The sequence below is a fragment of the Actinoplanes sp. 13 genome (assembly GCF_056134165.1).
Genome location: NZ_JBVYOQ010000022.1, coordinates 40,565 through 65,257, shown reverse-complemented (window position 1 = coordinate 65,257; position 24,693 = coordinate 40,565). Strand labels below are relative to the sequence as shown.

21 protein-coding genes are annotated in these 24,693 nt (G+C 71.0%); 14 read left to right on the top strand and 7 right to left on the bottom strand.

Annotation, left to right across the window (positions count from 1 at the left end; genetic code table 11):
• Window positions 1–6 precede the first annotated feature (6 nt).
• The 4 genes from efeU (at window position 7) to trhA (ending at window position 4,097) form a co-directional block, all read left to right on the top strand.
• Entirely contained in the window at window positions 7–843 is an 837-nt protein-coding gene (gene efeU, locus AC0NH5_RS31980) for an iron uptake transporter permease EfeU (RefSeq protein ID WP_474410567.1), read from the top strand.
• A gap of 9 nt (window positions 844–852) precedes the next feature.
• Window positions 853–1,992, top strand: coding sequence for an iron uptake system protein EfeO (gene efeO, locus AC0NH5_RS31975; RefSeq protein WP_474410566.1), 1,140 nt, complete (start codon window positions 853–855; stop codon window positions 1,990–1,992).
• A gap of 9 nt (window positions 1,993–2,001) precedes the next feature.
• The gene (gene efeB / locus AC0NH5_RS31970) at window positions 2,002–3,264 is read left to right on the top strand and encodes an iron uptake transporter deferrochelatase/peroxidase subunit (RefSeq protein ID WP_474410564.1); all 1,263 of its coding nucleotides are present in this window, start codon (window positions 2,002–2,004) and stop codon (window positions 3,262–3,264) included.
• An 83-nt stretch (window positions 3,265–3,347) separates the two neighbouring features.
• Entirely contained in the window at window positions 3,348–4,097 is a 750-nt protein-coding gene (trhA, locus tag AC0NH5_RS31965) for a PAQR family membrane homeostasis protein TrhA (RefSeq protein WP_474410688.1), read from the top strand.
• Window positions 4,098–4,119: 22 nt separating this feature from the next.
• Here trhA and AC0NH5_RS31960 read toward each other — a convergent pair whose 3' ends face one another.
• The 4 genes from AC0NH5_RS31960 to AC0NH5_RS31945 form a co-directional block, all read right to left on the bottom strand.
• Window positions 4,120–4,455, bottom strand: coding sequence for a hypothetical protein (locus tag AC0NH5_RS31960; protein ID WP_474410562.1), 336 nt, complete (start codon window positions 4,453–4,455; stop codon window positions 4,120–4,122).
• A 156-nt stretch (window positions 4,456–4,611) separates the two neighbouring features.
• Window positions 4,612–5,058, bottom strand: coding sequence for a YsnF/AvaK domain-containing protein (locus AC0NH5_RS31955; protein WP_474410560.1), 447 nt, complete (start codon window positions 5,056–5,058; stop codon window positions 4,612–4,614).
• A gap of 88 nt (window positions 5,059–5,146) precedes the next feature.
• The gene (locus AC0NH5_RS31950; protein ID WP_474410558.1) at window positions 5,147–5,905 is read right to left on the bottom strand and encodes a DUF2382 domain-containing protein; all 759 of its coding nucleotides are present in this window, start codon (window positions 5,903–5,905) and stop codon (window positions 5,147–5,149) included.
• A 180-nt stretch (window positions 5,906–6,085) separates the two neighbouring features.
• Entirely contained in the window at window positions 6,086–6,853 is a 768-nt protein-coding gene (locus AC0NH5_RS31945; RefSeq protein ID WP_474410556.1) for a TetR/AcrR family transcriptional regulator, read from the bottom strand.
• 158 nt (window positions 6,854–7,011) lie between these two features.
• Here AC0NH5_RS31945 and AC0NH5_RS31940 point away from each other — a divergent pair, with 158 nt between their 5' ends.
• Genes AC0NH5_RS31940 through AC0NH5_RS31920 form a run of 5 tightly spaced genes read left to right on the top strand, consistent with a single transcriptional unit; the run spans window position 7,012 to window position 12,993 of the window.
• On the top strand, window positions 7,012–8,268 hold the full coding sequence (locus tag AC0NH5_RS31940) for a sensor histidine kinase (RefSeq protein ID WP_474410555.1): 1,257 nt from the start codon (window positions 7,012–7,014) through the stop codon (window positions 8,266–8,268).
• Window positions 8,256–8,900, top strand: coding sequence for a response regulator transcription factor (locus AC0NH5_RS31935; RefSeq protein ID WP_474410554.1), 645 nt, complete (start codon window positions 8,256–8,258; stop codon window positions 8,898–8,900). Before AC0NH5_RS31940 ends, AC0NH5_RS31935 begins: the two co-directional genes overlap by 13 nt.
• Window positions 8,901–8,911: 11 nt before the next feature.
• Window positions 8,912–9,715, top strand: a complete 804-nt coding sequence (locus tag AC0NH5_RS31930; RefSeq protein ID WP_474410552.1) for a DUF4097 family beta strand repeat-containing protein — start codon at window positions 8,912–8,914, stop codon at window positions 9,713–9,715.
• A 30-nt stretch (window positions 9,716–9,745) separates the two neighbouring features.
• The gene (locus AC0NH5_RS31925) at window positions 9,746–10,498 is read left to right on the top strand and encodes an ABC transporter ATP-binding protein (RefSeq protein ID WP_474410551.1); all 753 of its coding nucleotides are present in this window, start codon (window positions 9,746–9,748) and stop codon (window positions 10,496–10,498) included.
• On the top strand, window positions 10,495–12,993 hold the full coding sequence (locus AC0NH5_RS31920) for an FtsX-like permease family protein (RefSeq protein WP_474410549.1): 2,499 nt from the start codon (window positions 10,495–10,497) through the stop codon (window positions 12,991–12,993). The genes AC0NH5_RS31925 and AC0NH5_RS31920 overlap by 4 nt, the downstream gene beginning before the upstream one ends.
• A 59-nt stretch (window positions 12,994–13,052) precedes the next feature.
• On the opposite strand, the gene AC0NH5_RS31915 is transcribed toward AC0NH5_RS31920, so the two are convergent.
• Window positions 13,053–14,666 carry a S8 family serine peptidase gene (locus AC0NH5_RS31915; RefSeq protein ID WP_474410548.1) on the bottom strand — a complete coding sequence of 538 codons (1,614 nt, stop codon included), beginning with the start codon at window positions 14,664–14,666 and terminating at the stop codon, window positions 13,053–13,055.
• A gap of 227 nt (window positions 14,667–14,893) precedes the next feature.
• On the opposite strand from AC0NH5_RS31915, the gene AC0NH5_RS31910 reads away from it, so the two are divergent.
• On the top strand, window positions 14,894–17,440 hold the full coding sequence (locus AC0NH5_RS31910; protein WP_474410547.1) for a putative bifunctional diguanylate cyclase/phosphodiesterase: 2,547 nt from the start codon (window positions 14,894–14,896) through the stop codon (window positions 17,438–17,440).
• Window positions 17,441–17,505: 65 nt separating this feature from the next.
• Here the strand turns inward: AC0NH5_RS31910 and AC0NH5_RS31905 are convergent, their stop codons facing one another.
• Complete coding sequence (locus tag AC0NH5_RS31905; protein ID WP_474410546.1) at window positions 17,506–19,794, bottom strand: FtsX-like permease family protein; 2,289 nt, start codon at window positions 19,792–19,794, stop codon at window positions 17,506–17,508.
• A gap of 244 nt (window positions 19,795–20,038) precedes the next feature.
• Entirely contained in the window at window positions 20,039–20,461 is a 423-nt protein-coding gene (locus tag AC0NH5_RS31900) for a GNAT family N-acetyltransferase (protein ID WP_474410545.1), read from the bottom strand.
• Window positions 20,462–20,631: 170 nt separating this feature from the next.
• Between AC0NH5_RS31900 and AC0NH5_RS31895 the strand changes: the two genes are divergently transcribed.
• The 4 genes from AC0NH5_RS31895 to larC are packed head-to-tail and all read left to right on the top strand — an operon-like array spanning window position 20,632 to window position 24,638.
• Window positions 20,632–21,879, top strand: coding sequence for a lactate racemase domain-containing protein (locus AC0NH5_RS31895; RefSeq protein ID WP_474410543.1), 1,248 nt, complete (start codon window positions 20,632–20,634; stop codon window positions 21,877–21,879).
• A 29-nt stretch (window positions 21,880–21,908) separates the two neighbouring features.
• A complete protein-coding gene (larE, locus tag AC0NH5_RS31890) occupies window positions 21,909–22,730 on the top strand; it encodes an ATP-dependent sacrificial sulfur transferase LarE (protein WP_474410541.1) in 822 nt (273 codons plus the stop codon).
• Complete coding sequence (larB, locus tag AC0NH5_RS31885; protein WP_474410539.1) at window positions 22,723–23,397, top strand: nickel pincer cofactor biosynthesis protein LarB; 675 nt, start codon at window positions 22,723–22,725, stop codon at window positions 23,395–23,397. Before larE ends, larB begins: the two co-directional genes overlap by 8 nt.
• A complete protein-coding gene (larC, locus tag AC0NH5_RS31880; RefSeq protein WP_474410537.1) occupies window positions 23,394–24,638 on the top strand; it encodes a nickel pincer cofactor biosynthesis protein LarC in 1,245 nt (414 codons plus the stop codon). Before larB ends, larC begins: the two co-directional genes overlap by 4 nt.
• Window positions 24,639–24,693 lie beyond the last annotated feature (55 nt).

Sequence of the window (24,693 nt, the reverse complement as noted above, 5' to 3'; positions counted from 1 at the left end):
AGGACCATGCTCGCCACCTACCTCATCGGCCTGCGCGAAGGGCTGGAGGCCACGCTGGTGGTCAGCATCCTCGTCGCGTTCCTCGTCAAGGCCGACCGCAGGGACCGGCTCCCCCAGGTCTGGGCCGGCGTCGCCGCGGCCGTCGCATTGTCCGTCGGCTTCGGCGCGCTCCTCAGCTACACCTCCACCACCCTGCTGCGCGAGTACGACCAGCGCGAACTCTTCGAGGCGATCACCTCGATCCTGGCCGTCGTCTTCGTCACCTGGATGATCTTCTGGATGCGGCGGGCCGCTCGTTCGATCGCCGGTGACCTGCGCGGCAGACTGACCGACGCCCTCGCCCTCGGGTCGATCGCGGTGGCCGTGATGGCCTTCCTCGCGGTCGTCCGCGAAGGACTCGAGACCTCGCTGATCTTCTACTCCGCGGTGCAGGGCGCCGACGTCGACGGCGCCCCGCTCTACGCCCTGCTCGGCGGCATCCTCACGGCCGTCGTCATCGGTGTGCTGATGTACGCCACCGCGGTCCGGATCAACCTGACCGCCTTCTTCTCCGTCACCGGGGTCCTGCTCATCCTGGTCGCCGCCGGCATCCTCAAGTACGGCGTGCACGACCTCCAGGAATCCGGCGTCCTGCCGGGACTCAACACTCTGGCGTACGACGTCAGCACCGTGCTCGACCCATCCGCCTGGTACACCGCCCTGCTCACCGGCATGGTCAACGTCACGCCGACGGCCAGTGTCCTCGAGGTCGTCGCCTGGGTCGCGTACGCCGTACCCGTGCTCCTCCTCTTCCTCCGTCAGCCCGGGCGCAAGCCGGCCCCTGTTTCCGCGTCACCGTCCTAGGAGATAACCGTGCGCACTTCCCCCCGTCTGCTCGCCCTCGTGACCGCCGGGTCGCTCGGCGTGTCACTCGCCGCGTGCGGTTCCGGCGACACCGGGACGACCGAGGCCGCCGGCGGCCCGATCGCGGTCAAGGCCACCGACAGCAGCTGCGAGGTCGCCACGACCTCGGTGAACGCCGGGACCAGCGTCTTCGCCGTCACCAACGGCGGGCAGAAGGTCACCGAGTTCTACGTCTACGCCCCCGGCGACCGGGTGATGGCCGAGGTGGAGAACATCGCCCCCGGCCTGTCCCGCAACCTGCACGTCGAACTGCCCGCCGGCACCTATGAGACGGCCTGCAAGCCCGGCATGATCGGCAAGGGCATCCGCGGCGCGCTCACCGTCTCCGGATCCGCCGCGCCGCTGGCCGACGACGCCGCGCTGCTGGCCGCGACCGAGAGCTACTCGCGGTACGTGAAGTCGCAGACCGCCGCCCTGGAGGAGAAGACCGGCGAGTTCGTCACCGCCGTCAAGAGCGGTGACATCCCCAAGGCCAAGGCGCTCTTCCCGATCGCCCGCACCTACTGGGAGCGCATCGAGCCGGTGGCGGAGATCTTCGGCGACCTGGACCCGCGGATCGACGGCCGCGAGGAGGTCACCGAGGAGGGCCTGAAGTTCGGCGGCTTCCACCGCATCGAGAAGGACCTGTGGGTGGACGGCGACGTCGCGAAGTCCGGCCCGATCGCCGACCAGCTGCTGACCGACGTCAAGGAGGTCGTGCAGAAGGCGAACGCCGAGAAGCTGTCCCCGCTGCAGCTGGCCAACGGCGCGAAGGCCCTGCTCGACGAGGTCGCCGCCGGCAAGATCACCGGCGAGGAGGACCGCTACTCGCACACCGACCTGTGGGACTTCAACGCCAACATCGACGGGTCCAAGGCGGCGATCGCGTCGCTGCGGCCGGTCCTGGAGGAACGCGCCCCGGAGCTGGTCAAGACCCTCGACACCGAGTTCGCCAACGTCGACGCCACCCTCGGCAAGCACCGGTCCGGCGACGGCTGGAAGCTGCACACCGACCTCTCCCAGGCCGACCTGAAGGAGCTGTCCGACGCGATCAACGCGCTCGCCGAGCCGGTCAGCCAGGTGGCCGCCGTGGTCGCCGAGAAGGCCTGAGGAGCGACCATGGCGCAGGTCTCACGGCGGCGTGCCCTCGCTCTCGCCGGCGCGGGCGTCGCCGGGATCGCCGGCACCGCCGCAGCCACCCGCCACCTCACCACCGGCACCGGGCAGGCACCCGACCCGATCACCGGCGCGGTGACGTTCACCGGCGCGCACCAGGCCGGCATCGTCACCCCCGCCCAGGACCGCCTGCACTTCGTCGCCTTCGACGTCATCACCAAGGACCGCGACCGGCTGATCCGCCTGCTCAAGGACTGGACCGCGGCCGCCGCCCGGATGACCGCCGGCCACGACGCCGGCGAGATCGGCGCGGTCGGCGGCATCCCGGAAGCCCCGCCGGACGACACCGGCGAAGCCCTCGGCCTGCCGCCGTCCGCGCTCACCCTCACCATCGGTTTCGGCCCCACCCTGTTCCGCGACGCCGACGGCCGGGACCGTTTCGGACTCGCCGCGCGGCAGCCCGAAGCACTCGCCGCACTCCCCCGCTTCACCGGCGACACCCTCGACCCGGCGCTCTGCGACGGCGACATCGGCATCCAGGCCTGCTCGAACGACCCGCAGATCGCCGTGCACGCGATCCGCAACCTCGCCCGCATCGGCATGGGCGCGGTCAGCGTCCGCTGGTCCCAGCTGGGCTTCGGGCGCACGTCGTCCACCTCCACCGGGCAGGCCACCCCTCGCAACCTGTTCGGGTTCAAGGACGGCACCCGCAATCTGAAGGCCGAAGAGACCGACCTGCTGCGCGAACACCTGTGGGTCCAGCCCGGCGACGGCCCGGACTGGATGACCGGCGGCTCCTACCTGGTCACCCGCAAGATCCGGATGCTCGTCGAGACCTGGGACCGTTCCTCGCTCACCGAACAGGAGATGATCGTCGGGCGGACCAAGGGCACCGGCGCGCCGCTCGGCAGGCAGGACGAGTTCGACGACGTCGACTTCACCTCGGTCGGCGCCGACGGCGAACCGCTGCTCGCCCCGGTCGCCCACGTCCGGCTCGCCCACCCCGACACCAACAACGGCGCCCGCATGCTGCGCCGCGGCTACAACTTCGTCGACGGCTCCGACGGGCTGGGCCGGCTCAACGCCGGCCTGTTCTTCATCGCCTACCAGCGCGACCCGCGCACCGGCTTCATCCCGGTCCAGCGCAGCCTCGCCGCGAGGGATGAGATGAACGAATACCTCCGGCACGTCTCCAGCGGGCTGTTCGCCTGCCCGCCGGGAGTCACCGGACCCGACGACCACTGGGGCAGCGCGCTGTTCGGGTGACCGTGCGGCTCATCGCGCGGGACCGATGCTCGCTGCCGGCGGGTTGTCTGCCGTCCGCTGGTGGGTATCACTGTGCCGTGAGTATGGATGGCCCCTCGCGGGCAGAAACCGGCGACGGCGCGGACGCCGGCCTGGAAGCCGCTCTGCATCAGTTGGAGGACCGGGTCGAGCACGGCCTGGACCACCTCAGCGCGGCGATCAAGCCGCGGCTTCGCGGCTGGCTGCACGCCGCCACCTTTCCCGTCGCCGTGGCCACCGGAGGGCTGCTGACCGTGCTGTCCCCCGACAGCCGCACCCGGTTGGCTCTGGCCCTTTTCACGCTGTCGGCAGCGCTGCTGTTCGGCATCAGCGCGCTGTATCACTGCGGTCTCTGGGCCGACCGCGTCCGGGCGGTGCTGCGGCGGTTCGACCACGCCAACATCTTCCTCATCATCGCCGGCAGCTACACGCCGTTCTGTGTGCTCCTGCTGCCGGAGGGACAAGCCCGGACGCTGCTGTGGATCGTGTGGTCCGGCGCGCTGGCCGGCGTCGCCTTCCGGGTGCTGTGGGTCGGCGCCCCACGCTGGCTGTACGTGCCGGTGTACATCGCGCTGGGCTGGGTCGCCGTGCTATACCTACCCGGATTCTGGCGGGCCGGCGGCGCGCCGGTCGTCACGTTCCTCGTGCTCGGCGGCGCCCTCTACACGGTCGGCGCCGTCGTCTACGGCCTCAAACGGCCCAACCCGAACCCGCGATGGTTCGGGTTCCACGAGGTTTTCCACGCGCTGACCATCGCCGCTTTCGCCGCCCACTGCATCGGCATCTCCATCGCCCTGCGCGCCGCCACCGTCTGACCCGCCGGCGGCGGCGCCCGGCTCAGTGGTCCGTCCGGTTCAGGAACGCACGGATCTGTTCCGCCAAGTCGCGTGTCTTCGTGCTGCTCCCGTTCTGAGCCGCCCCCTCGAGGACGTCGAGCAGGGCGGGACCGATCTCGACCGGCTCGGAACCCGGGGACGGCCATTCCAGCGCCGATTGATATCCGGCGTCCTGCGCCGTCAATTGGACACGAACCGTACTTCCGGCTTTCGACACCTCGAATTGCGGCTTTTCAGCGCTCGGGTAAGCGTCGATGAAACTGTCCGGTCCCACTTGCGTGGTCTCCAGACGCTGATTGAGAAATACGAAGCGCGGGCTGATCCTCTGGTCGGTCAACGCAGTCTCCTTCAACGTGCCGATGGCACCGGCGGCGGGTCCTGCTCGGTGCTCGGAGCAATACCCCCGAACGAGCGTGACAATCGCCGCAGCCGGGGCAGGCGCCGCATCGGGGCGCCCGCTCCGGCTGCGTACGACCCGGAACGACCGGCGGGTTCAGCCGAGGGTCGTCGGCGGGCGGCCGGGCATGTCGACCTCGATGCGTTCCTTGAGCACGTCACCGGTGGCGATGTGCTGCTCGGTCTGCACGAGTTTGCTGAGGCGGACCTGCTCCACCGGCACGATCTCGGTGGTGATGACCGGCCGTTCCTCGTGCAGGGTGACCTCGAAGATGACGCCACCGTCCGGACCACCGAACTCGTCGAGGGTGCCGAAGACGTCGGGATCCTCGACCGGCGCCCGGTGACCGTCACCGATCGGCTCGCGCTCCAGGCGCAGCTCCTCACGGCGGATCTGCACAGTGATCTGCACGTCCTCGGTGACCACGTATTTGCGCAGCCTTGCCCGGCCGGTCTCGAAGACCTCGGTGCCCGCGACCAGGCGTTGTTCGGAGCGGGTCATCGCATCGTCGTCGGCCGCTGCTCGGTGCTCTGTGGGGTTCATGTCTCCTCCGCCGGTCGTGGTGCCCTGAAGCCGATACCGGTGCCTCACCGCTGTCAGCGGTGAGGCACCGGCGGATGGAACGCGGAGATCAGCGCCGGCCGTCGGGACCGTCGAACTCGATCTGCTCCTTGCGGACCTCGCCGCTGACCGTCTCCTCGTCGCGGACGGTCTCCTTGTTCAACCGGACCCGCTCGACCGGCACAGTCTCCGTCTGGAGCACGGGCCGCTCGGCGTGCAGGGTCACCTCGTGCTCGGCTTCGGTGATGTCGGCACCGGCGAGCGCGTCGCCGCGGTTGGCGTCGGTGATCGGCTCGCGCTCCAGGCGTACCTCTTCGCGCTCGACCGGCACCCGGACCTGCTGCTGCTCGGTGACGATGTACTTGCGGAGCCGGGCCTTGCCGGTCTGCTCGTTACGGGTGTCGGCGACCAGACGCTGCTCCGAGCGGGTCATGGCGTCATCGCCGGTGACCCCCTGGGCGCGGCCGGCGTCCACAGTGCCGGTGCCGTGACTCGCGCTGCCCGACCGGGTGCCCGGGGAGGTCACCTGGTAGTAGGTGTAGAGCTCGTTCTCCTCGGTGTAGCTGAGGTCGCCGTCCGGGTCGATCCGCGGAGCGTCCTTGACCGTCGCCTTGTCGTAGGCGACCGTGATCCGATCGTCCGCGACGTCGGCCTGCTGCAGCGGGATGAAGGTCTGCTTCGTGCCGAACAGACCGGTCCGGACCGCCACCCACTCCGGGTTGCCGGTGTCGGTGTCGAGATAGATCTGGCCGACGGAGCCGATCTTGTCACCGTCAGAACCGTAGACGTCGGCGTCGTTCAACCGGGTGAGGTCGTTTTGGGTAAACATGATAATTCCTTCCCGAGGGGTCAAGCCAACCGTCCATAAAGGAACTCCGGGCCACCGTCGGAACCAGCGGGAAAATCGCTCGATCCTTCGACGGCACCGTGCTCCGACTCTCGGAGAGGTGCCCTGCTGTTTACGTCATAAACAGCGTGCGGCGGGTTTTCACCCAGCGCCCGCTCAGCGTTATTTTTCCTCGGTCAGCCGCGGCGGGCGCCGGCGGCGGGGCAACAGCAGCGCGACCCGGTCGAGAAGAGCCTCCAGGGCCTCTTCGAAGTCCTGCGCGGCGACGTCGACCGACAGGTGCGGCTCCAGGCGTTGCAGAAGTGGATAACCGGAGAGATCCTCGATCGGCGCGACGTCGGGTTCCTCGACCGGGCCGGTCTCCACGCCGTGCGCGGAGACCTCCAACAGCAGGTAGCCGAGCAGGAAGCTGCTGAAAGCCCGGTAGACGGCAGCGGCGTTCTCGTCCGAGAAGCCGGCATCGACCATCACGTCGAGCAGCGACTCGATCCAGCGCAGACTCCGCAGCGGAGGCCGGACCCAGGGCGCCGCCGGTGGACGCGTCGCCACCAGGGGGAACACCTCCGGGTGGGCCAGCGCGATGCGGCGCAGACCGTGGGCCAGGCGCTGCAGATAGTCCACCCAGCCGCCGTCGGCATGCAGGTGCACGTCCGGGTCGGCGAACAACTCGTCGACGACCGCCTCCACCACCCCGTCGAGCAGGGCCTCCCGGCCGGGCACATGCCGATAGAGCGCCATGCCCTCCACTCCGAGATACGCACCGAGCCGCTGCATGGTGAGCATCCGCAGACCGTGCTCGTCGATGTAACGCACGGCCGCCTCGATGATGCGCCGCTGGCCCAAGGCGCTGCGTCCGGCGCCGGGGCCGCCGGCGAACGGTACGGCGGCGGGTCTCCCCCGCCTCTCGGGTGTGTCCGGCTCGGTCACCATGCGCCTCTCCAGTACCTCGGGTCCGGCCGGGGCTGCGGCAAGTCTGCCGAAAAGCATTTCACGGAAACGGTGGAACGTGGCGGCTGGTGCTGGGTACAGGGTGGAAGGGGGTGCTTGTGTCCTGGTGAGATCAGTGCCTCTTCCCTACCGTCTTACCCGTGGCCTTCCTCGCAAGCCCGCAGCGGCTGCTTCCCTCCCTGACCGGGCGTCACGCCCCCTGGTCGGGCGAGACGTGGCGGACCACTGCGCATGTGCTGGTCGGCGGCGTGGTCGGGGTGCTCACCGGATCCGTTGTGGTGGTACTCGCACTACTCAGCGCGGTGCTGTCGGTGACTGTCGTGTTCGCTATCGGCACGGTGCTCGCGCTGCTCTCCTGCGTGCACGGATTCGCCGCCCTCCAACGGTCGCGGTTCGACGCCTTTCTCGGCCAGGTCATCCCGGCGCCGACGGTGCCACCACAGAGCACCTGGACGCGGCGGCTGGCGACGGATCTCCGTTCCGAGACCACCTGGCGCCAGCTGTCGTACCACCTGTTCGCCCTGACCGTCGGGGGTGCCGGCGCGGCGGTCGTCGCGCTGGCCTGGGCCACCGGCAGCCTGCTCGTAGCCGTGCCGGTCCTGGGCCGGGTGGCAGTCGGCACCGGACCCGGTGTGCTGGGAACGCTCGCCGCTGTGACCGGCGGTGTCGTACTGCTGTTCGCGGCACCCTGGCTGGCACGCGGTGTGGCAGCCGTCGATCTGGTGGCCGCCCGCGCCCTGCTCGGCCCGAATGCGCGGACGGAGCTCGCCCGGCGGGTGGTCAGCGTCGAGCGCAGCCGAGCGGATCTGGTGGAGGCGGCCGATGCGGAACGCCGCCGGATCGAACGCGACCTGCACGACGGCATGCAGCAGCGACTGGTCGCGCTGGCCATGAACCTCGGCATCGCCCGGGCCGCCGGCACGGAGTTGCCGGAGGCGATCGCCCGCTCGCACGACGATGCCAAGCAGGCGTTGACCGAGCTGCGGCACATCGTCCGCGGACTCCATCCGGCCGTGCTCGACGACCGTGGCCTGGACGCGGCGCTCTCCGGCGTCGTGGCCGCTTCGCCGGTGCCCACCAGACTGCATGCCGACCTGCCCCGGCGACCGCCGGCCGCCATCGAGGCGGTGGCCTACTACGTGGTCGCCGAGTCGTTGACCAACGTGGCGAAGCACGCGTCCGCTTCACAGGCTGAGGTGGACGTCCGCCTCGTCGCCGACCTCGGGCACCTGCGGATCGCGGTGGCGGACAACGGTGTCGGAGGAGCCAGCCCCGGGCGAGGCACCGGGTTGCGGGGCCTGGCCCACCGTGTCGCCTCGGTCGATGGAACGCTGACTGTGGACAGCCCGCGAGGCGGGCCGACGACGATTCTGGCGGTGCTTCCGTGCGCGTTGTGATCGCAGAAGACTCCGTCCTGCTCCGCGAGGGTCTGGTCCGGTTGCTGGAGTCCTGCGGTCAGCAGGTGGTAGCCGCGGTGGGCGACGCCGAGGAGCTGATCGCCGTCGTCGCCAAATACCTGCCCGACATCGTGGTGGCCGACGTGCGAATGCCGCCGGCCTTCACCGACGAGGGGCTGCGCGCCGCGCTCACCATCCGGCAGCGGTGGTCCGAGGTCGGCGTCCTGGTGCTTTCCCAGTACGTCGAGGAGCGGTACGCCACCGATCTGCTCAAACAGCCGGCCGGCCGAGTGGGTTACCTGCTCAAAGACCGGGTCGCCGACGTGCCCGAGTTCGTCGACGCGCTGCGCAGAGTTGCCGGCGGTGGCACCGTTCTCGATCCGGAGGTCATTGCCCAACTGCTGGTGCGGCACCGCAGCAACCCGCTGGAGCGGCTCACCGCGCGGGAGACCGAGGTGCTGTCCCTGATGGCCGAAGGCCGGTCGAACGCCGGTGTCGCTACCGCGCTCGGCGTCAGTCAGAGCGCGGTGGCCAAGCACGTGAACAGCATCTTCACCAAGCTCGACATCGCGGCGGTCGACAACGACCACCGCCGAGTTCTGGCCGTCCTGCAGTTCCTCCGGTCCCGTTGAAGGAGCACGTGATGTTCCCACCCGGCCCTGCTGCCACCGCCACCCGTACCGCATGGCGGATCCTGGGCACCGCGGTAACCGTCCTCGCCCTCGTGCTCGCGGGCGTACTGGCGTGGACCTTCCTGGGTCCGGAGCACACCGATGACCAGCGCTTCCAACATCACGGCGCACCGGCGCGCGTGACCATCCGGACCGGTGACGGCGACGTTGCCGTGCAGGCCGGCGCCGGCGATCGGGTGACGGTGGACAGCCACCTGTCCTGGTCGTCGCTGGAGAGGCCGAGCGCGTCCGCCGTCATGCGGGGCGACACTCTCGAGGTGGTCGGAGACTGCCCGGGCAACGGCCTTCAGTTCGGTCTCGGTAGCGGCTGCACCGTGGACTTCGTGGTGCGGGTTCCGGCCGGAGTGACCGTGGAGATCAACACCGAGGGCGGCGACGTGCAGGCCTCCGGCCTCACCGGCTCGGTCACGCTGAACAGCGCCGCGGGTGACGTCACTGCGGACGACCTCGCCGGCACACTCGCGTTGCGTTCGGACGCCGGCAGCGTGCACGGCTCCGGGCTGCGCTGCTCCAGCCTGCGGGCCCAGCTGCAATCCGGTGATCTCGCCTTGAGCTTCGCCGCTGTGCCGGCGTCGATCACCGCGGCCTCCGCAGCCGGCGACATCGACCTGGCCCTCGCGCGGGGCGCTTACCAGGTGCAGGCGGAGGCCGAGAGCGGCAGCACCGAGGTGACGGTCACCGATGACCCGGCGGCGGCCTCGATCGTCACCGCGCGCACCGATGCAGGCTCGGTGCACGTCCGCTACGCCAGTTGATCCCTCCACACCCTGACACCGGGAGACTCCATGGACGCCGTACGCCTCGAAGCGTTGAGCAAGACCTACGGCGCGGGCGACAACACGGTCACCGCACTGCGCGAGGTGAGCCTGGCGTTCCCGGCCGGGAGCTTCACCGCCGTCATGGGGCCGTCCGGCTCCGGCAAATCCACGCTGCTGCAGTGTGCCGCCGGACTCGACGTGCCGACGTCGGGCCGCGTCCTGATCGACGGCACCGACCTCGGCGGTCTGAACGAGAACGAGTTGACGTTGCTGCGCCGCGATCGGGTCGGATTCGTGTTCCAGGCGTTCAACTTGCTGCCTTCGCTCACCGCCGAGCAGAACGTCGAACTGCCGCTGCGGCTGGCCGGTCGCCGGCCGCAGCCCGATCTGGTGCGACAGGCACTGGCCCAGGTGGGGCTGTCCGGGCGTGCCGGCCACCGGCCGTCCGAGCTGTCCGGCGGCCAGCAGCAGCGGGTCGCCGTCGCACGGGCCCTGATCACCCGGCCCGCGGTGCTGTTCGCGGACGAGCCGACCGGCGCCCTGGACACCGCCACCAGCCACGACCTGCTGGCGATGCTGCGTGAGCTGATGCACCAGGACGGCGCCGGTGAGGGCCTGTCCACGATCGTGATGGTCACCCACGATCCGGTGGTCGCGGCGTACGCACACCGGGTGATCTTCCTGGCTGACGGCTGCCTCGCCGATGAACTGCCCGAACCGACCGCGGCAGCGGTCGCCACCCGAATGACCGCCCTGACCACGGCGCCGGTGCCGGCATGATCCGGGTGGCGGTCCAAACGCTCCGGATCCGGTGGGTGTCGTTTCTCGGCACGCTGACCGCGCTGGTTCTCGGTGTTGCCCAGGTGGCCGCCATGGGCCTGATGTTCGCCGCCGTGCTGGACCTGCCCGAGCGCCCGGCCGAGCGCTTCGCGTACGCACCGGCTGTGATCTACCCGAACGACCCGGCCTGGGACCCGGCCAAACACGATCTCGGCGTCCGCTCATTGCCGAGCGCTGTGGGAGTCACGCCGCAACTGCTGTCCACAGTGACGGCGACCGGCCCGGTGGTGGCCGACCGGACCTTCTACGCCCAGGTGGCTGACGGCCCCGCCGACCAGGTCGGGCACGCCTGGCCGGTGGCCCGTTTCGGTGGCTACCGGCTGACCACCGGACGGGAGCCGCGCGGTGACAAGGAAATCGTGGTCGCCGCCGGCGAACCGGGCCTGCGGGTGGGCGCCGCCGTCACGGTGCTGACCGCGAACGAGGCCGGCGTCTACACGGTGGCCGGGATGGCGACATCGGCCGGCTACGAGAACGCGATCTTCTTCACCGAGACAGAGGCGGCCCGGCTCTCGCCACGCATCAACGCGCTGGTCGCGCTGGGACCGGTGAATGCCGTCGAGACCGCCGTAGCGGGTTTCGACGCTCACGTGCTGACCGGGCAGGCGAAGCGCCTGGCCGACGCCGGCGACGCGCGGGACCGGCAGGCGCTCGACGACACCGTGACGCTGCTGCCGGTGATGGCCAGCGTCGCCGGCTCGACCGCGATCTTCGTCGTCGCCTCCACGTTCGCCTTCGCGGTGGCCCAGCGGCGACGCGAGGTCGCGCTGCTGCGGGCGGTCGGCACCACCCCGCGGCAGGTCCGGCGCATGGTGCTGGCCGAGGCGGCGTTGGTCGGTTCGCTCGGTTCAGCAGCCGGCGTGGTGCTGGGACTCGGTGGGGCTCGGCTGCTCACCCGCTGGCTGATCAGCCTGGACATCGCCCCACCGTGGCTCGCGGTGCCCACGTCGTTGCAGTTCTCCGTGCTGCTTCCCCTGGTGGCCGCGTTCCTCACCGGGATGATCGTGTCGATCGGCGGCGCCACCGCGGCGGCTTGGCGGGCCGGCCGGATCAGCCCGCTCGAGGCGCTGCGGGAATCTGCCGTCGACGACTCGGGCATGACCCGGAGCCGGTGGCTGGTCGGTGCCGCCGGCCTGATCGCCGGCGTGGGCCTGGTCGCCTGGATCGCGGCCGGTTCGCCGGCAACCGTGCTCGTGCCCAACAGCTACGTGCCGACGCTGCTCGCCCCGGTGTTCGCGGTGGCGGTGCTGGCACCTGTCGCCATCGGTCCGCTGACCCGACTGTTGACCTGGCCGTTCACCCGGTCCCACAGCGCGGTGGCCATGCTTGTACGCGCCGGCGCGCTCGGCGCCCGGCGGCGTACCGCCGCCACCGCGGCGCCGGTGTTGCTCACCGTCGGCCTGTCGTTGTCCGTGCTCGCCGCGACCGACTCGGTGAACAACGCCCGCGACCAGGCGCTGCGCAACGCGACCAGCGCTGAGTACGCGATCACCCCCGCCGGCACGCCGGGCCTGAGCCAGGCCGTGATCAGCAAGGCCGCGGCGGTACCCGGGGTGAGCGTCGTGGCACCCATCATGACAACGGTCTACTCCCGGGACGAGGACCGGATCCAGGAGAACGACGGCATGATCGTCGACCCGGCCACGTTCGCCGGCGTCTACTCCCTCCAGATCACCGACGGTTCGCTGGCCGACCTGAACGAGACCACCGTGGTGGTGCCCGACGTGTGGCGCATGCACCTCGGTGACCAGTGGGACATCATGCTGGCGAACGGCACCACAGCCCAGCTCCGGGTAGCGGCGGTCTATCACGCGCTACGTGGGCAGGACATCGCCTACCTGGCGCCGAAGTTCGCCGGCACCGGGCTGTACGCCCGGGACGGGCTGTCCCGGCGCGCGTACCTGACGTTCGTGCCCGGCACGGATCGGGAGGCGGCGGTCGCGGCCGTCCGCAGCGCAGTGGCCGACGTCGGCGCCACCGTGCAGACCAGCGCGCAGCTGGAGGCGACGGAGAGCGCCTTCGCCCGACATCTGACCGCGGTCCGGCAGAAGTCCGTGGCCGGCATCCTCGTGTTGTTCTGCTTCATCGCGATCGTCAACACGCTGCTGATGGCGACTGCGGAGCGCCGCCGCGACCTGGCGATGCTCCGTCTGGGTGGCGCCACCCGCAGGCAGGTGCTGATCGTGTTCGCGGCCGAATCAGTGCTGGTGGTCGGCATCGGTCTGGTCCTCGCCATGGCCGCCTCCGCGCTCAACCTCGGCGGCCTGTGGGTCGCCCTGATCCGTCTCTTCGGGCCGACTCCGATCGTGATGCCGTACCTGACGGTCCTCGCCATCGCGCTGGTCGCCGCCTTCCTCGCGCTGCTCAGCACCGTCGTGCCGGCCGGTGCTGAGCTGCGCCGGAGTGCAACGCGCTGGGCAGGCTCCCGGGAGTGACGCCCGTGTCGGCGTGGGCACTGCCACCGAGGGAGGTGCAGGCGTCCGCCTGCTTCGGCCTACCGCCAGGAGGTGGCGGACCAGTAGTCACCCGCCCAGCTACGCCCGGTCCAGCTGCGGCCCGTCCAACTGCGCCCGGTCCAGGTGGTCGAGTTCGCGGCGGTCAGTGCTGTGGTGTGGGTGGACCAGGGCACCCCTGACCACGCAGCCCCCGGCCATGCGGCGCTTGACCACGTCCTCGCGGCCCATGACGTCCCGGTCCAGCCGGCTCCCGACCATGTTGCGCCGTTCCAGGTACCGCCGGCCCAGGACGTGGCCCCCGAGGCCGTCTTGCGCCACACCGCGGGCACCCAGGCCCGGCCCATGATGTCCTTCTCCCCGGTCAGTTCCGTCCCGCTGATCGGGTCGGCGATGTGGGCGGTGCCGCGGGACTTCTCCAACGAGCCGGTTCCGAGAGAGGCGAGGTGCGTCTGCTGATAGGCCGGTGTCGCCGCCTCGGCGGCCACCTTGACGTTCAGTTGTCCGGCGCCGCGGGCGATCGGATCGGCCTTCGGCATCGGCTGCGCGGTGCTGACCAGCAGTCTCTTGACCTGGTCCGGGGTCAGGCCGGGGCGCTGCTGCATCAGCAGCGCGACAGCGCCAGAGGTGACTGCCGCAGCCTGTGAGGAACCACTGCCGCGGAAGAACCGCTGCTCCCGGTCGGTGGCCAGAAGCCCGCCGGGGTACAGCGTGTCGATGTACGAGCCCGGCGTGCGCAACGATACGACGGATTTGCCGGGTGCGACCAGGTCAGGCTTGCGTGTGGTACTCCCACGGCTGCTGAACGCGCCGACGATGTCGTCCGCCCGGTCGTCCGTGCCGTTGGGGTCGGCGCCGCCGACGGCGATCACATACGGGTTTGCCGCCGGCATCGCCAGCCGGGTTGCAGCGGCCCCGTCGTTGCCGGCGGCCGCCACCACCACGATGCCCTTGCGCCATGCTGCTTCGACAGCGTGCGAGAGCGGGTCCAGAAGCGGGTCCTGCAGGGAGTCGGTGCCGAACGACAGGTTCAACACCTTGATGTTCAGCCCCGGATCGTTACGGTGCGCGACCACCCAGTCGATCCCGGCGATGACCTGCGACACGTCGACCGCTCCGTCAGTGCCGGCGACCTTCACATTGATCAGGTGCGCGCCGGGAGCGACGCCGACGAAGTACTTGGAGTCGTTCTCGTTCCCGGCCTTCACCTCCGGATCCCGGCCCGCGATGATGCCGGCCATGTGGGTGCCGTGACCGTAGGTGTCGAGGTAGCGCAGGTTCGGGGCCTGGGACTCCAGAGACAGGTCGGGGCCGTTGATGACCTTTCCGGCAGCGGCGAGGCCCTTGACCGGAGTGATACCGCTGTCGACCAGGGCCACGCCGACGCCCTGACCGGTGACCTTACGCCCCTGGGCATCCGAACGGCTCCACGTGTCGTGAACCCCCGCCCACTTGGTGAGGCTGTACATCGAGTGCGCGTCCTTGTCCGCCAGCCACTTGCTGCCCAGCAGCACCGGCCGAGGCGCCCGCGTGGCGGTGGCCGCCGACGCCGGATCGGCTGCCGCGGCCGCCGGTGTTGCCGCGGCAAGAGTCGCAAGCAGCAGGCCGGACAGGGCGGCGCCGGCGCCGGCTCGCGGCGACCGAGTTCTCTGCATGTGTTGCTCCCGAGAAGTAACCGAGTTCCGTGGCCGCACCCATCGGCCGGGCCCAGGCAACCTGAGCAGCTTTGTGGCCAGGACCGACAACCGGGCGTCCCTCTGTGACGCGCTGTTCGGCCGAGGGGCCCGGCCGGCCGGCGAGCGGCCTTCGCCTCATACCCGCCGGTCACCCGCCGATGGGAACAGCAGTCAGAGTCAGGTGCGACGGCCGGGAAGGAGAACGGATGACTTCCGGTCTTCCCGGCTCCCCCTCGCTGCGTCTCGTCGTATCAACGATCGCGCGTACCGCCGAGCGCGGGCGCAGCCCCAACGGCCGGGTGGCCGCCCTCGTCACGGCGCTCGTCGCCTTCGTCGCCGCGGTTCACCTCGCAGCTTTCGCCGGCGACCTCGCCTGGCTGCAACGACACGCGCTCTCCTCGGCGGTGCTGGCAGTGCTGTACGCGGCCGCGGAGAGGTTCGTGGTCACCTTCCCGGTGCGGCGTGGCGCGCACACCATCAGCCTCAGCGAGATCCCGCTGGTGCTCGGACTGATCCTGCTCGACCCGGTGTCACACCTGATCAGCCGGCTCATCGGGTGCCTCGGGCTGATCCTGTTCCGCCGCCAGCACGGCGTCAAACTCGCCTTCAACATGGCGCTGTACGCCACACAGGTCACCGTCGCCACCGCAGTCTTCCGCCTCGTCGCACCCACCGGCGCGCCACTGGCCCCGCTCGGCTGGCTCGCGGCCTATGCCGCGACCATAACCGCCGACATCGTGTCCATCGTGTTGGTGACCGCTGTGATCGCCATCCACGACGACAGCCAGGAGTGGCGCAGGCTGGTGAGCGCGGACCTCCGCGATCTGGTGCAGCTCCCGCTGGTCACCGTGACCACGACACTCGCCCTGGTGACCGCGCTGGTCGTCCGCGACGAGATCCTGGCCTGCGCGCTGCTCGGCATCCTGTCCTTCGCGATCTATCAGGTGTTCCGCCGTTACGCACAACAGACGCAAGGCCACGCCCAGGTCGAGCAGCTCTACGGCTTCACCCGGTCGCTGGCCGGCTCGCGCGAGCTGGATCAGGTCGTTTCGACCGTACTCAGTCAGGTTCGCGATGTGGTCCGCGCCGACAACGCCGATCTGATCATCATCCGGGGTGGGGATACGGCGGCGTTCCACTGCCGCCTGCACGGTCAGGACGGCGTGAGCACCACCGTGGGCTCCGCGGACAGCACCACGTGGTGGCACCCCGCCGTCGGCGGCACAGCGGTGCGACTGTCGCCGGCTGACCGGCGCACCCGCCCCACCGAACCCGCCGACGCCATGGCCGTACCGGTTGCGCTGGACCACGGCATCGGCGTGCTGACAGTCAGCGGCTGCCTCCCCGACATCAGCGGTTTCACCGCCGAGCATCTGCGCCTCATGCAGGCGCTGGCTGCCCACGCCGGTGTCGCTCTGAGCAACATCGACCTCGTCGATCGACTGCGTCACCGCAGCCTCCACGACCCGCTGACCGAGCTTCCCAACCGTCACCACCTGCTTGCCGAACTCCCGCGCGTCATCGCGGCCGCCGCCGACGGTGTCGTGGGAGTCCTCCTGCTAGACCTCGACCGGTTCAAGGAGGTCAACGACGCGCTCGGCCACGGTGTCGGTGACGACCTGCTGCGCGAGATCGGCCGCCGCCTGAACACGTGCATCGGCGCCGGCGGGACCGTCGCGCGGCTGGGCGGTGACGAGTTCGCCGTCGTCATCACCCACGCACCCACCGCCGACGACGTGCTCTCCACGGCGCACGACCTGCGCCGCGTCATCGCACAACCGACAGCCGTGGGCGGCCTCACCCTCACCGTGCAAGCCAGTATCGGTGTCTGTTGTGCTCCCGGACACGGCACGGATCCCGACCAACTGCTGCGACGCGCCGACGTGGCCATGTACGCCGCGAAGCAAGCCCGCTCGGGCGTACGCGTCTACCGCGTGGAGGACGACCACAACACCCCGCGCCGGCTGGCACTGATGACGGACCTCCGGACAGCCGTCCACGCCGGCGCGCTCGACATCGTCTACCAACCCAAGGTGGATCTGGTGACCGGCCGGGTGATCGGAGCTGAAGCGCTGGCGCGCTGGCAGCGCCCCGACGGCATGGTGCCCCCGGACGAATTCATCCCGTTGGCCGAACGCGCCGGCCTCATCGCGGACCTGACCCGCTTCGTCCTCGACGGCGCACTCGCCCGCTGCGCCCGATGGCGGCGAGCCGGGCACGACCTGTCGGTGGCGGTCAACGTCTCGCCGCAACTACTCACCAATACCGACCTGGTCGGCACGATCCGCGATGCCCTGCGCCACCACGACCTGCCACCGGCCGCCCTCACCCTGGAGATCACCGAGAACGGTGTCATGGAGGACCCGGAACACAGCATGGCCACTCTGATGGCGCTGCACGCACTCGGCGTACCACTGTCCATCGATGATTTCGGCACGGGCCATTCGTCACTCGGCAGGCTGACACAGCTACCCGTACGTGAAATGAAGATCGACAAGAGTTTCGTACGCGGTCTCATGGATGCGCCCACACGGCGTGCGGTGACGGACGCGGCGCTGCACCTCGGCCGTGCTCTCGACCTGACCGTCGTCGCTGAGGGGGTCGAGGACGCCGCCGAGTACGAGTACCTGCGCGCTCATGGCTGTGACGTCGTCCAGGGCTATTACATCGCCAAGCCGATGCCGGGGGAAGCCTTCACCCGATGGCTCGTCGACGAGCGCGAATACAACAGCACCTACGTCGCCGCGGACTAGCCGTGTTTCCAGCCGGCCGGGCCGGCAGTCCCCCTCGGCTGCCGGCCCGGAACCTCGGCGCCGCTCTACTCCTTCAGGCCGATGTTCTGCACCGGCGGGGTCCTCAGCAGCCGCCCGACCGGAAGCACCGTCGTGAACAGAGCCAGCAACGTCGTGCCCCCGATCACCGCGACCCACCCCATCGGCGGCACGTACGGCACCGGATCGCCGGTCAGAACGTTGACCACCGACACCAGCGTCACCGTGGCCGCCGCGCCACCGATCAGCAGGGAAGTGCCCAGCAGACCGGCCTGCTCCGCGTGCACCATCCGCTTGACCTGACCGCTCGTGACGCCGACCAGGCGAAGCAGGGCGACCTCACGACCGCGGGCCAGCGCCGCCATCACCATCGTGTTCGCGGCGGCCAGCGCGGCGTACCCGATGAGCACACCGATCAGCAGCTTGTTCAGCCAGGCGCTCACCGCCATGTCCGTCGCGATCCGGCCGGAGAGCGACTCGGTGTCCACAACTTCGCTGCCGGGGAACCGCTCGGCGAGGGCGGCCAGCTCAGCTGCCACGTCGGCGCCGGGCTTCGACCGGACCAGGATCTGGTCGTCGAGGCCGGTCGCGGTGTGCCCGGCCACCATGGCACGGCTCAGCGTCATGTCGGCGAAGCCCAGGCCCCGGTCGTAGATCGCCGCCACGGTGGGCTCGGCCGCTGTGCCGTCGCCGAGCCGCAGCTCGATCCGGTCGCCCACCTTCCAGCCGTGCGTCGACGCCTGCAAGGCGGACACGGCGACACTGGTGGCGCTCAGGCCGGCCAGGGCGCCCTCGGACACCCGCAGGTCCATGGTCTGCGCGACGGCGTCCGGGTCGACGCCCTGGGCGCTGATCGCCTCACCGGCGCCGAGCGTGGTCACCAGCACCGAGGTGTGCCGCACGCCGGTCGCCGCCTGCACCCCGGGAATCCGCCGCACCTCGGTGATCGCCTCGCCGGGCAGCCCGGTCGCCGACATCACCGCGTACTCGGCCAGCATGCCGTCCCTGCTCTGGGTCACGGTCTGGCGCTGCAGGTTGTCCTGCAGGAACCACACCGAACCGCCGAAGCCGACGGCGAGCACCAGTGCGGTCAGCACGGTGACCATGCCTTGGGCGTTGGCGCGCAGGTTCGCTGTGGCGAGGTACCCGCTGGCGCCCCACACCCGGCGCAGCACGGGGCCGAGCAGCCGGGCCGCCGCCAAGTTGATCCACGGGCCGAGCAGGGCGACCGCCAGCACGAACATGAAGAGCATGCCCAGGGCGGCGCTGATGGCGGTCTGGCCGTTGGCCGCGGTGCTGACCATGGTCAGCGAGCCCGCGCCGGCCAGCGTGGCGAGGCCCGCCACGCGGCGGCCCTTGCCACTGCGGCGCCGCTCCACGGCGATCTCGCCGAGCGCCTCGGTGGGCCGGATACGGGCCACCCGCACCGCCGCGATCAGTGCCGACCCCACCGCTACCAGCACGGTTGCGGCCGCCACGCCCGCGGCGGCGAACAGGCCGCCCTGCATCGGGAACGAGCTGGGCAGGAACCCGCGGGTCACCAGCTCGTCGTGGGCCCAGCCGGTGCTCAGCATGCCGGCCGGGATGCCGAGCGCCGCCGCAACGACGCCGAGCAGCGCTGCCTCGCCGATGATGATCCGCCGGACCTGGCCGGGGGTGGCGGCGATCGCCCGCAGCAGGGCGAGGTCGCGGCGACGGTGCCGGACGGACAGCCCGACCGTGCCGGCGACGACGAACAGGACGAGCAGCGCCACGTACGCCCCGAAGACCAGGCCGATCTGAAGCAGCATGTGCTTGGCGGCGACCTCCTCGGACACCTCCAGCTTGCCGCGATCGGTGCCGGTGTAGACCTCGCCGCCGGCGCCGCCGGCCAGCTTCCGCAGTTCCGCGGTGACCGCGGCACGGTCCGCCCCGGGCTCGGTCAGCACGCCGACCGCGGCGACCCGGTCCGGGCGGGAGGAGAGGGTGGCGGCATGTTCGTCGGTGAAGAACACCGAGGCCTGGCCGCCGGTGTGCTCCGTCCGGGCGATCCCGCTCACGGTGTAGGTACCGGCGGAGCCGCCGACCAGCACCTGGGCGGTGGCGCCGGGCTTGAGGGCCCCGGCCAGGCGGGCATCCAGGACGATCTCGCCGGCAGTGGCCGGCGCGGCGCCGGCGATCAGCCGGTACGGGGTCAGCACGGTGCTCGCCCAGCCGTGGCCGGTGGCGGCCACCGAAGGCGCGGCGACCGGCACGACGCCGAACGACACGTCGGCGACCGCGGAGGCGACGCCCGGGATCTGCCGGACCTGTTCGACCATGGCGGCGGGAAGGGTGCCGCCCTCGGGCAGCAGCACGGTGGAGCTCTCGAGCGCGGCGGCGCAGCATCTGCACGGTCACCTTCAGCATCGTTTGGCCGACGTCGTCGACGATACGAGTTTTCGCTGCTCAACAGGCATGCAAGAAATCTATGGCGTGGCGATGCGCCGGGCCATGCAGCCAGCGGGCGACCTCCGGTACAGCAGGCACTACCCATTGCGGGACCGGCGGCCACAGGGAGGAGCGGCGGAGCACCGGGAGAACAGCGTGACCGTCAGGCGATCAGGGAGCGGTGGGCTCCCAGAGCAGGATCTGGCGGTGGTGGCCGAAGCCGTTGCGCAGATAGAAGTCGACCGCGCGGCGGCCGGAGTGGACGGTCACATGTGACAGGTTCCGGGTGCGGGCCTCGGCCAGGATCGCGGCCATCAGAGCTGTGCCGACGCCCTGGTCGCGGTGCTCCGGGCGAACCATGACCGACTGGATGTCACCGAATCGCCGGTCCAGTGAGCCGTTGCGGGGCACCCGTTCCGCCACGAGCAGCCAGGCGGCGCCGACCACGGCACCGTCGATCTCGGCGACGAACGGCAGGTGCGTCCGCGCGTGGGCGGCCACCCATGCGGCGTACGCCGCAAGGTTCTCCGCTTGGATTTCTTGAAGGTCCGCGAGCGCCGCCACATCCGCCACGCCGGCCATCCGCACGATCACCGGCGAAGTGTAGGAGTACGACCCACGCAGTGGCCCGGCCCGGCGCACCTGCCGGATCAGAAGAGCGCCACCGCCGTACATCGGCAGGAGGAAGACGACTGTGGCCGGAAGTCCAGCGCGACGCGACTAAAGTCGACGGAGCCGACGCCGGAGCGAGGAGGCCGCCTTCCATGACCGACACGGTGCACGGTGCGGACCGGGTCGGCGGTCCCGGCGAGATCCTCGACGCCGGGCAGATCCGCGACTTCGTCCTGCGGTCGCTGGCCGGGGCCGACCTCGACGGGCGCAGCGTCTGCGTCATCGTCCCGGACGGCACCCGCACCTGCCCGATGCCGCTGCTGCTCGGCGCGGTGCACGACGCTCTGCACGGCCGGGCCACCAAGGTCACCGTGCTGGTCGCGCTCGGCACCCACGCCGCGATGAGCGAGGCACAACTGCGCGCCCATCTCGGCGGCCCGTACGCCGGTTTCACCGTGCTCAACCACGAGTGGTGGAAACCGGAGACGTTCGTGAGCCTCGGCGACATCGACGCCGGCCGCGTCGCCGCGCTGTCCGAGGGCCGGTTGCGGCAGCCGGTGCGGGTGGCCCTCAACCGGGCCGTGGTCGAGCACGACGTGTGCCTGGTGATCGGCCCGGTCTTCCCGCACGAGGTGGTCGGCTTCTCCGGCGGCAACAAGTACTTCTTCCCCGGCGTCGGCGGCCAGGAGATCATCGACTTCTCGCACTGGCTGGGCGCGTTGATCACCAGCGCCGACATCATCGGCACCCGCGGCATCACTCCGGTCCGGGCGCTGATCGACCAGGCCGCGGCGATGATCCCGAGCCGCCGTCTCGCCCTGTGCCTGGTCGTCCGGTCCGGTGCCGGCGACCTGCACGCCGCCTCGTTCGGATCACCGGAGGCAGCCTGGGCAGCCGGCGCCGACGTCTCCGCGCAGACACACATCCGCTATCTTGACGCACCCGTCCGCCGGATCGTGTCGGTGGTGCCGGCCAAGTACGACGACATGTGGACCGGAGCCAAGGGCTTCTACAAGGTCGAGCCGGTGGTGGCCGACGGCGGCCAGGTGATCGTGTACGCCCCGCACATCACCCGGATCGCGGCGATGCACCCGGAGATCGAGCAGATCGGCTACCACTGCCGCGACTACTTCCTGAAACAGTGGGACCGGTTCTCGCACCACCATTGGGGCGTCCTCGCCCACTCCACGCACCTGCACGGCGCCGGCACGTGGGATCCGGTGCACGGCGAACGCGGCCGGGTGACGGTCACCCTGGCCACCGGCATTCCCGAGAAGGTCGTACGCGCGGCGAACCTTGACCACCTCGACCCGGCCTCGGTCGACCTCGGCCTGCTCGCCGCCGACCCCGGCACGCTGGTGGTCGCCGAAGCCGGCGAAGTCCTGTACCGCCTACGGTGAGCAGCCCCCCCCCGGCAAGGAAGGACATCATGACGGACACGGCAGGGGTGACGAGCCGGCTCACCGGCATCGGCCGGCTCGGGGTCGCCTTCTCCGGCGGCGTCGACTCGTCGGTGCTGCTGGCCCTGGCCGTCCAGGCGCTCGGAGCCGACCGGGTGGTGGCGATCCTCGGTGTCTCGCCCAGCCTGGCCGCCCACGAACGGGCCGCCGCGCACCAGGTCGCGCAGCACATCGGCGTCGCCGTCGTGGAGGTCACCACCCACGAGGACGAGATCGCCGCCTACCGCGCCAACGGCCCGGACCGCTGCTTCCACTGCAAGGACGAGTTGTTCACCCGCATCACCGACGAAGTGGTCACGGCACACCGGCTCGACGCGGTCGCGTACGGCGAGAACGCCGACGACGCGCGGCGGCCGGACCGGCCCGGGGCGCGAGCCGCCGTCGCACACCGGGTGCTGCGGCCGCTTGCGGATGCCGGGCTCGACAAAGCGGCGGTACGCGCCATCGCCCGCGATCTAGGCCTGCCGTGCGCCGAGAAACCGGCCGCGCCGTGCCTCGCCTCCCGCATCCCGCACCACACCGACGTCACCCCGGAGAAGCTGGCGCAGATCGAACTCGCCGAGGCCGGGCTGCACCGGCTCGGATTCGCCGAGCTGCGGGTCCGCCACCACGGCGACGTCGCCCGCCTCGAGTTACCGCCGGACGACCTGCTCCGGGCCGTCACCGATCCACTGCGCGGCGCCGTCCGCGACGCCGTCCGCGCCGCCGGATTCCGCTTCGTCACGGTCGACCTCGCCGGCGTGCAGTCGGGCGCGTTCACCCTCCCCCTGGTCCGGGCCGCCGGTGTCTGACGACCTCGCCGCCTTCGCCGACCTCGACCTCGCCCGCACCGCACGGCGGGGCTACCCCGAAGCCGTGTACTGCGAAGGCAAGACACCCGAGCAGGTCGCCGCGATCGCCGCCGCGGTCCGGGCCCGGCCGGACGTCGTCACACTGTTCACCCGGGCCGGCCCGGAGCACGCCGCGGCCGTGCTGCGCGAACTGCCCGACGCCTGCCACGACACGGGCGCGGCCCTGCTGGCGTGGCCGCCCGAGCCACCCGAACCGGCCGGCGGGCTGGTGGTCGTGGTGGCGGCCGGCACCTCCGACCTGCCCGTGGCCCGGGAAGCCCTGCTGACCGCTCGGTACCTCGGACGTCGTACTGAAATGATCGTCGATGTGGGTGTGGCCGGACTGCACCGCATCCTCGCCCGGCTCGACGACCTGCGCCGGGCCCGGGCCGTCGTGGTCGCCGCCGGCATGGACGGCGCGCTGCCCAGCGTGGTCGCGGGCCTGGTCGCCGCGCCCGTGGTCGCGCTGCCCACCTCGGTCGGGTACGGCGCCGCCTTCGGCGGTGTGGCCGCGCTGCTGGCCATGCTCAACGCCTGCGCGCCCGGCGTCGCCGTGGTCAACATCGACAACGGGTACGGCGCCGGCCACCTCGCCGCACAGATCGCCGCACCGGCGGCCGGCGCATGACCGGGCCCCGGCACGCCTGGATCGACGCGTCCGCCGGAGTCGCCGGCGACATGCTGCTGGGCGCCCTGATCGACGCCGGAGCGGACGTCTCGGTGGTGCAGCGCGCCGTCGACGCGGTCGTCCCGGACACCGCCCGGATCTCTACCGCCGAGGTCACCCGGGCCGGCCTGCGCGCCGTCCACGTCACCGTCGAACTGCTGGCAGCCGACACTCCGCGGCGCACCTGGCCCACCATCCGCAGCCTTCTGGCGGGTGCCGACCTCGCCGAACGCGTCCGTGAGCGGGCCACCGGCGTCTTCGCCCGGCTCGCGGACGCCGAGGCCCGGGTGCACGGCGTCACCCCGGAGGACGTCCACTTCCACGAGGTCGGCGCCTGGGACTCGATCGCCGACGTCGTCGGAGTCTGTGCCGCGCTGGACGACCTCGGCGTTGCGACGCTCAGCGCGGGTGAGGTCGCGGTCGGGTCCGGGCGCGTCCGCACGGCACACGGTGAGCTGCCGGTTCCGGTGCCCGCGGTGGCGCACCTCGCCCACGGCTGGCGGGTGCGCGCCGGCGGCACCGGCGAACTGGCAACACCGACCGGCATGGCACTGATCCGGGCGCTCGCCGACCGCTGCGAAGACCTGCCGCTGATGCAGGTCGCCGCGGTCGGGGCCGGCGCCGGCAGCCGGGACACGCCCGGGCGGGCCAACGTGGTCCGCGTGATCCTCGGGACCGGCACACCGGAAGCGGCCGCTGAGCCGCACACCGAACCGGCCGTCCTGCTCGAGGCCAACATCGACGACCTGGACCCGCGGCTGTGGCCGGGCATCCTCGCCGACCTGCTGCGCTGCGGCGCCTCCGACGCCTGGGCGGTGCCCATCCTGATGAAGAAGGGACGCCCGGCGCACACCCTCAGCGTGTTGTGCCACCCCGACCTCAAAGAGTTCCTTCGGGAACGCATCTTCCGCGACACCAGCACCCTCGGCGTCCGCGAGAGCGCGATGCGCAAGACCGCGCTGCCCCGCGCCTTCGTCGCCCTCCCCGTGGCCGGCGGCACCGTCACCGTCAAGGTCGGGCACCACCGGGGCTTCATCGTCCAGGTCATGCCCGAATTCGACGACGTCGCGGCGCTGGCCCGCGAACTGGACCACCCGGAACTCGAGGTGCTCGCCGAGGCGCTGGTGGCGGCGGCCGACGCCGGCCTGACCGTCGGCGCCCCGTTCACCGGCGCACCCGATCCCCCACCTGATCGCGATTGACACCGCAACGCCTGAGGCGTGTTTCGTAAGTCCGGCCGAGACCTGAACTTACGGC

Excerpts from the sequence above, each read along its gene's own strand:
- efeU (WP_474410567.1), top strand. The coding sequence starts at position 7 with ATGCTCGCCACCTACCTCATCGGCCTGCGCGAAGGGCTGGAGGCCACG.
- efeB (WP_474410564.1), top strand. The coding sequence starts at position 2,002 with ATGGCGCAGGTCTCACGGCGGCGTGCCCTCGCTCTCGCCGGCGCGGGC.
- trhA (WP_474410688.1), top strand. The coding sequence starts at position 3,348 with ATGGATGGCCCCTCGCGGGCAGAAACCGGCGACGGCGCGGACGCCGGC.
- AC0NH5_RS31955 (WP_474410560.1), bottom strand. The coding sequence starts at position 5,058 with ATGAACCCCACAGAGCACCGAGCAGCGGCCGACGACGATGCGATGACC.
- AC0NH5_RS31950 (WP_474410558.1), bottom strand. The coding sequence starts at position 5,905 with ATGTTTACCCAAAACGACCTCACCCGGTTGAACGACGCCGACGTCTAC.
- AC0NH5_RS31945 (WP_474410556.1), bottom strand. The coding sequence starts at position 6,853 with ATGGTGACCGAGCCGGACACACCCGAGAGGCGGGGGAGACCCGCCGCC.
- AC0NH5_RS31930 (WP_474410552.1), top strand. The coding sequence starts at position 8,912 with ATGTTCCCACCCGGCCCTGCTGCCACCGCCACCCGTACCGCATGGCGG.
- AC0NH5_RS31925 (WP_474410551.1), top strand. The coding sequence starts at position 9,746 with ATGGACGCCGTACGCCTCGAAGCGTTGAGCAAGACCTACGGCGCGGGC.
- AC0NH5_RS31920 (WP_474410549.1), top strand. The coding sequence starts at position 10,495 with ATGATCCGGGTGGCGGTCCAAACGCTCCGGATCCGGTGGGTGTCGTTT.
- AC0NH5_RS31915 (WP_474410548.1), bottom strand. The coding sequence starts at position 14,666 with ATGCAGAGAACTCGGTCGCCGCGAGCCGGCGCCGGCGCCGCCCTGTCC.
- AC0NH5_RS31910 (WP_474410547.1), top strand. The coding sequence starts at position 14,894 with ATGACTTCCGGTCTTCCCGGCTCCCCCTCGCTGCGTCTCGTCGTATCA.
- AC0NH5_RS31895 (WP_474410543.1), top strand. The coding sequence starts at position 20,632 with ATGACCGACACGGTGCACGGTGCGGACCGGGTCGGCGGTCCCGGCGAG.
- larE (WP_474410541.1), top strand. The coding sequence starts at position 21,909 with ATGACGGACACGGCAGGGGTGACGAGCCGGCTCACCGGCATCGGCCGG.
- larC (WP_474410537.1), top strand. The coding sequence starts at position 23,394 with ATGACCGGGCCCCGGCACGCCTGGATCGACGCGTCCGCCGGAGTCGCC.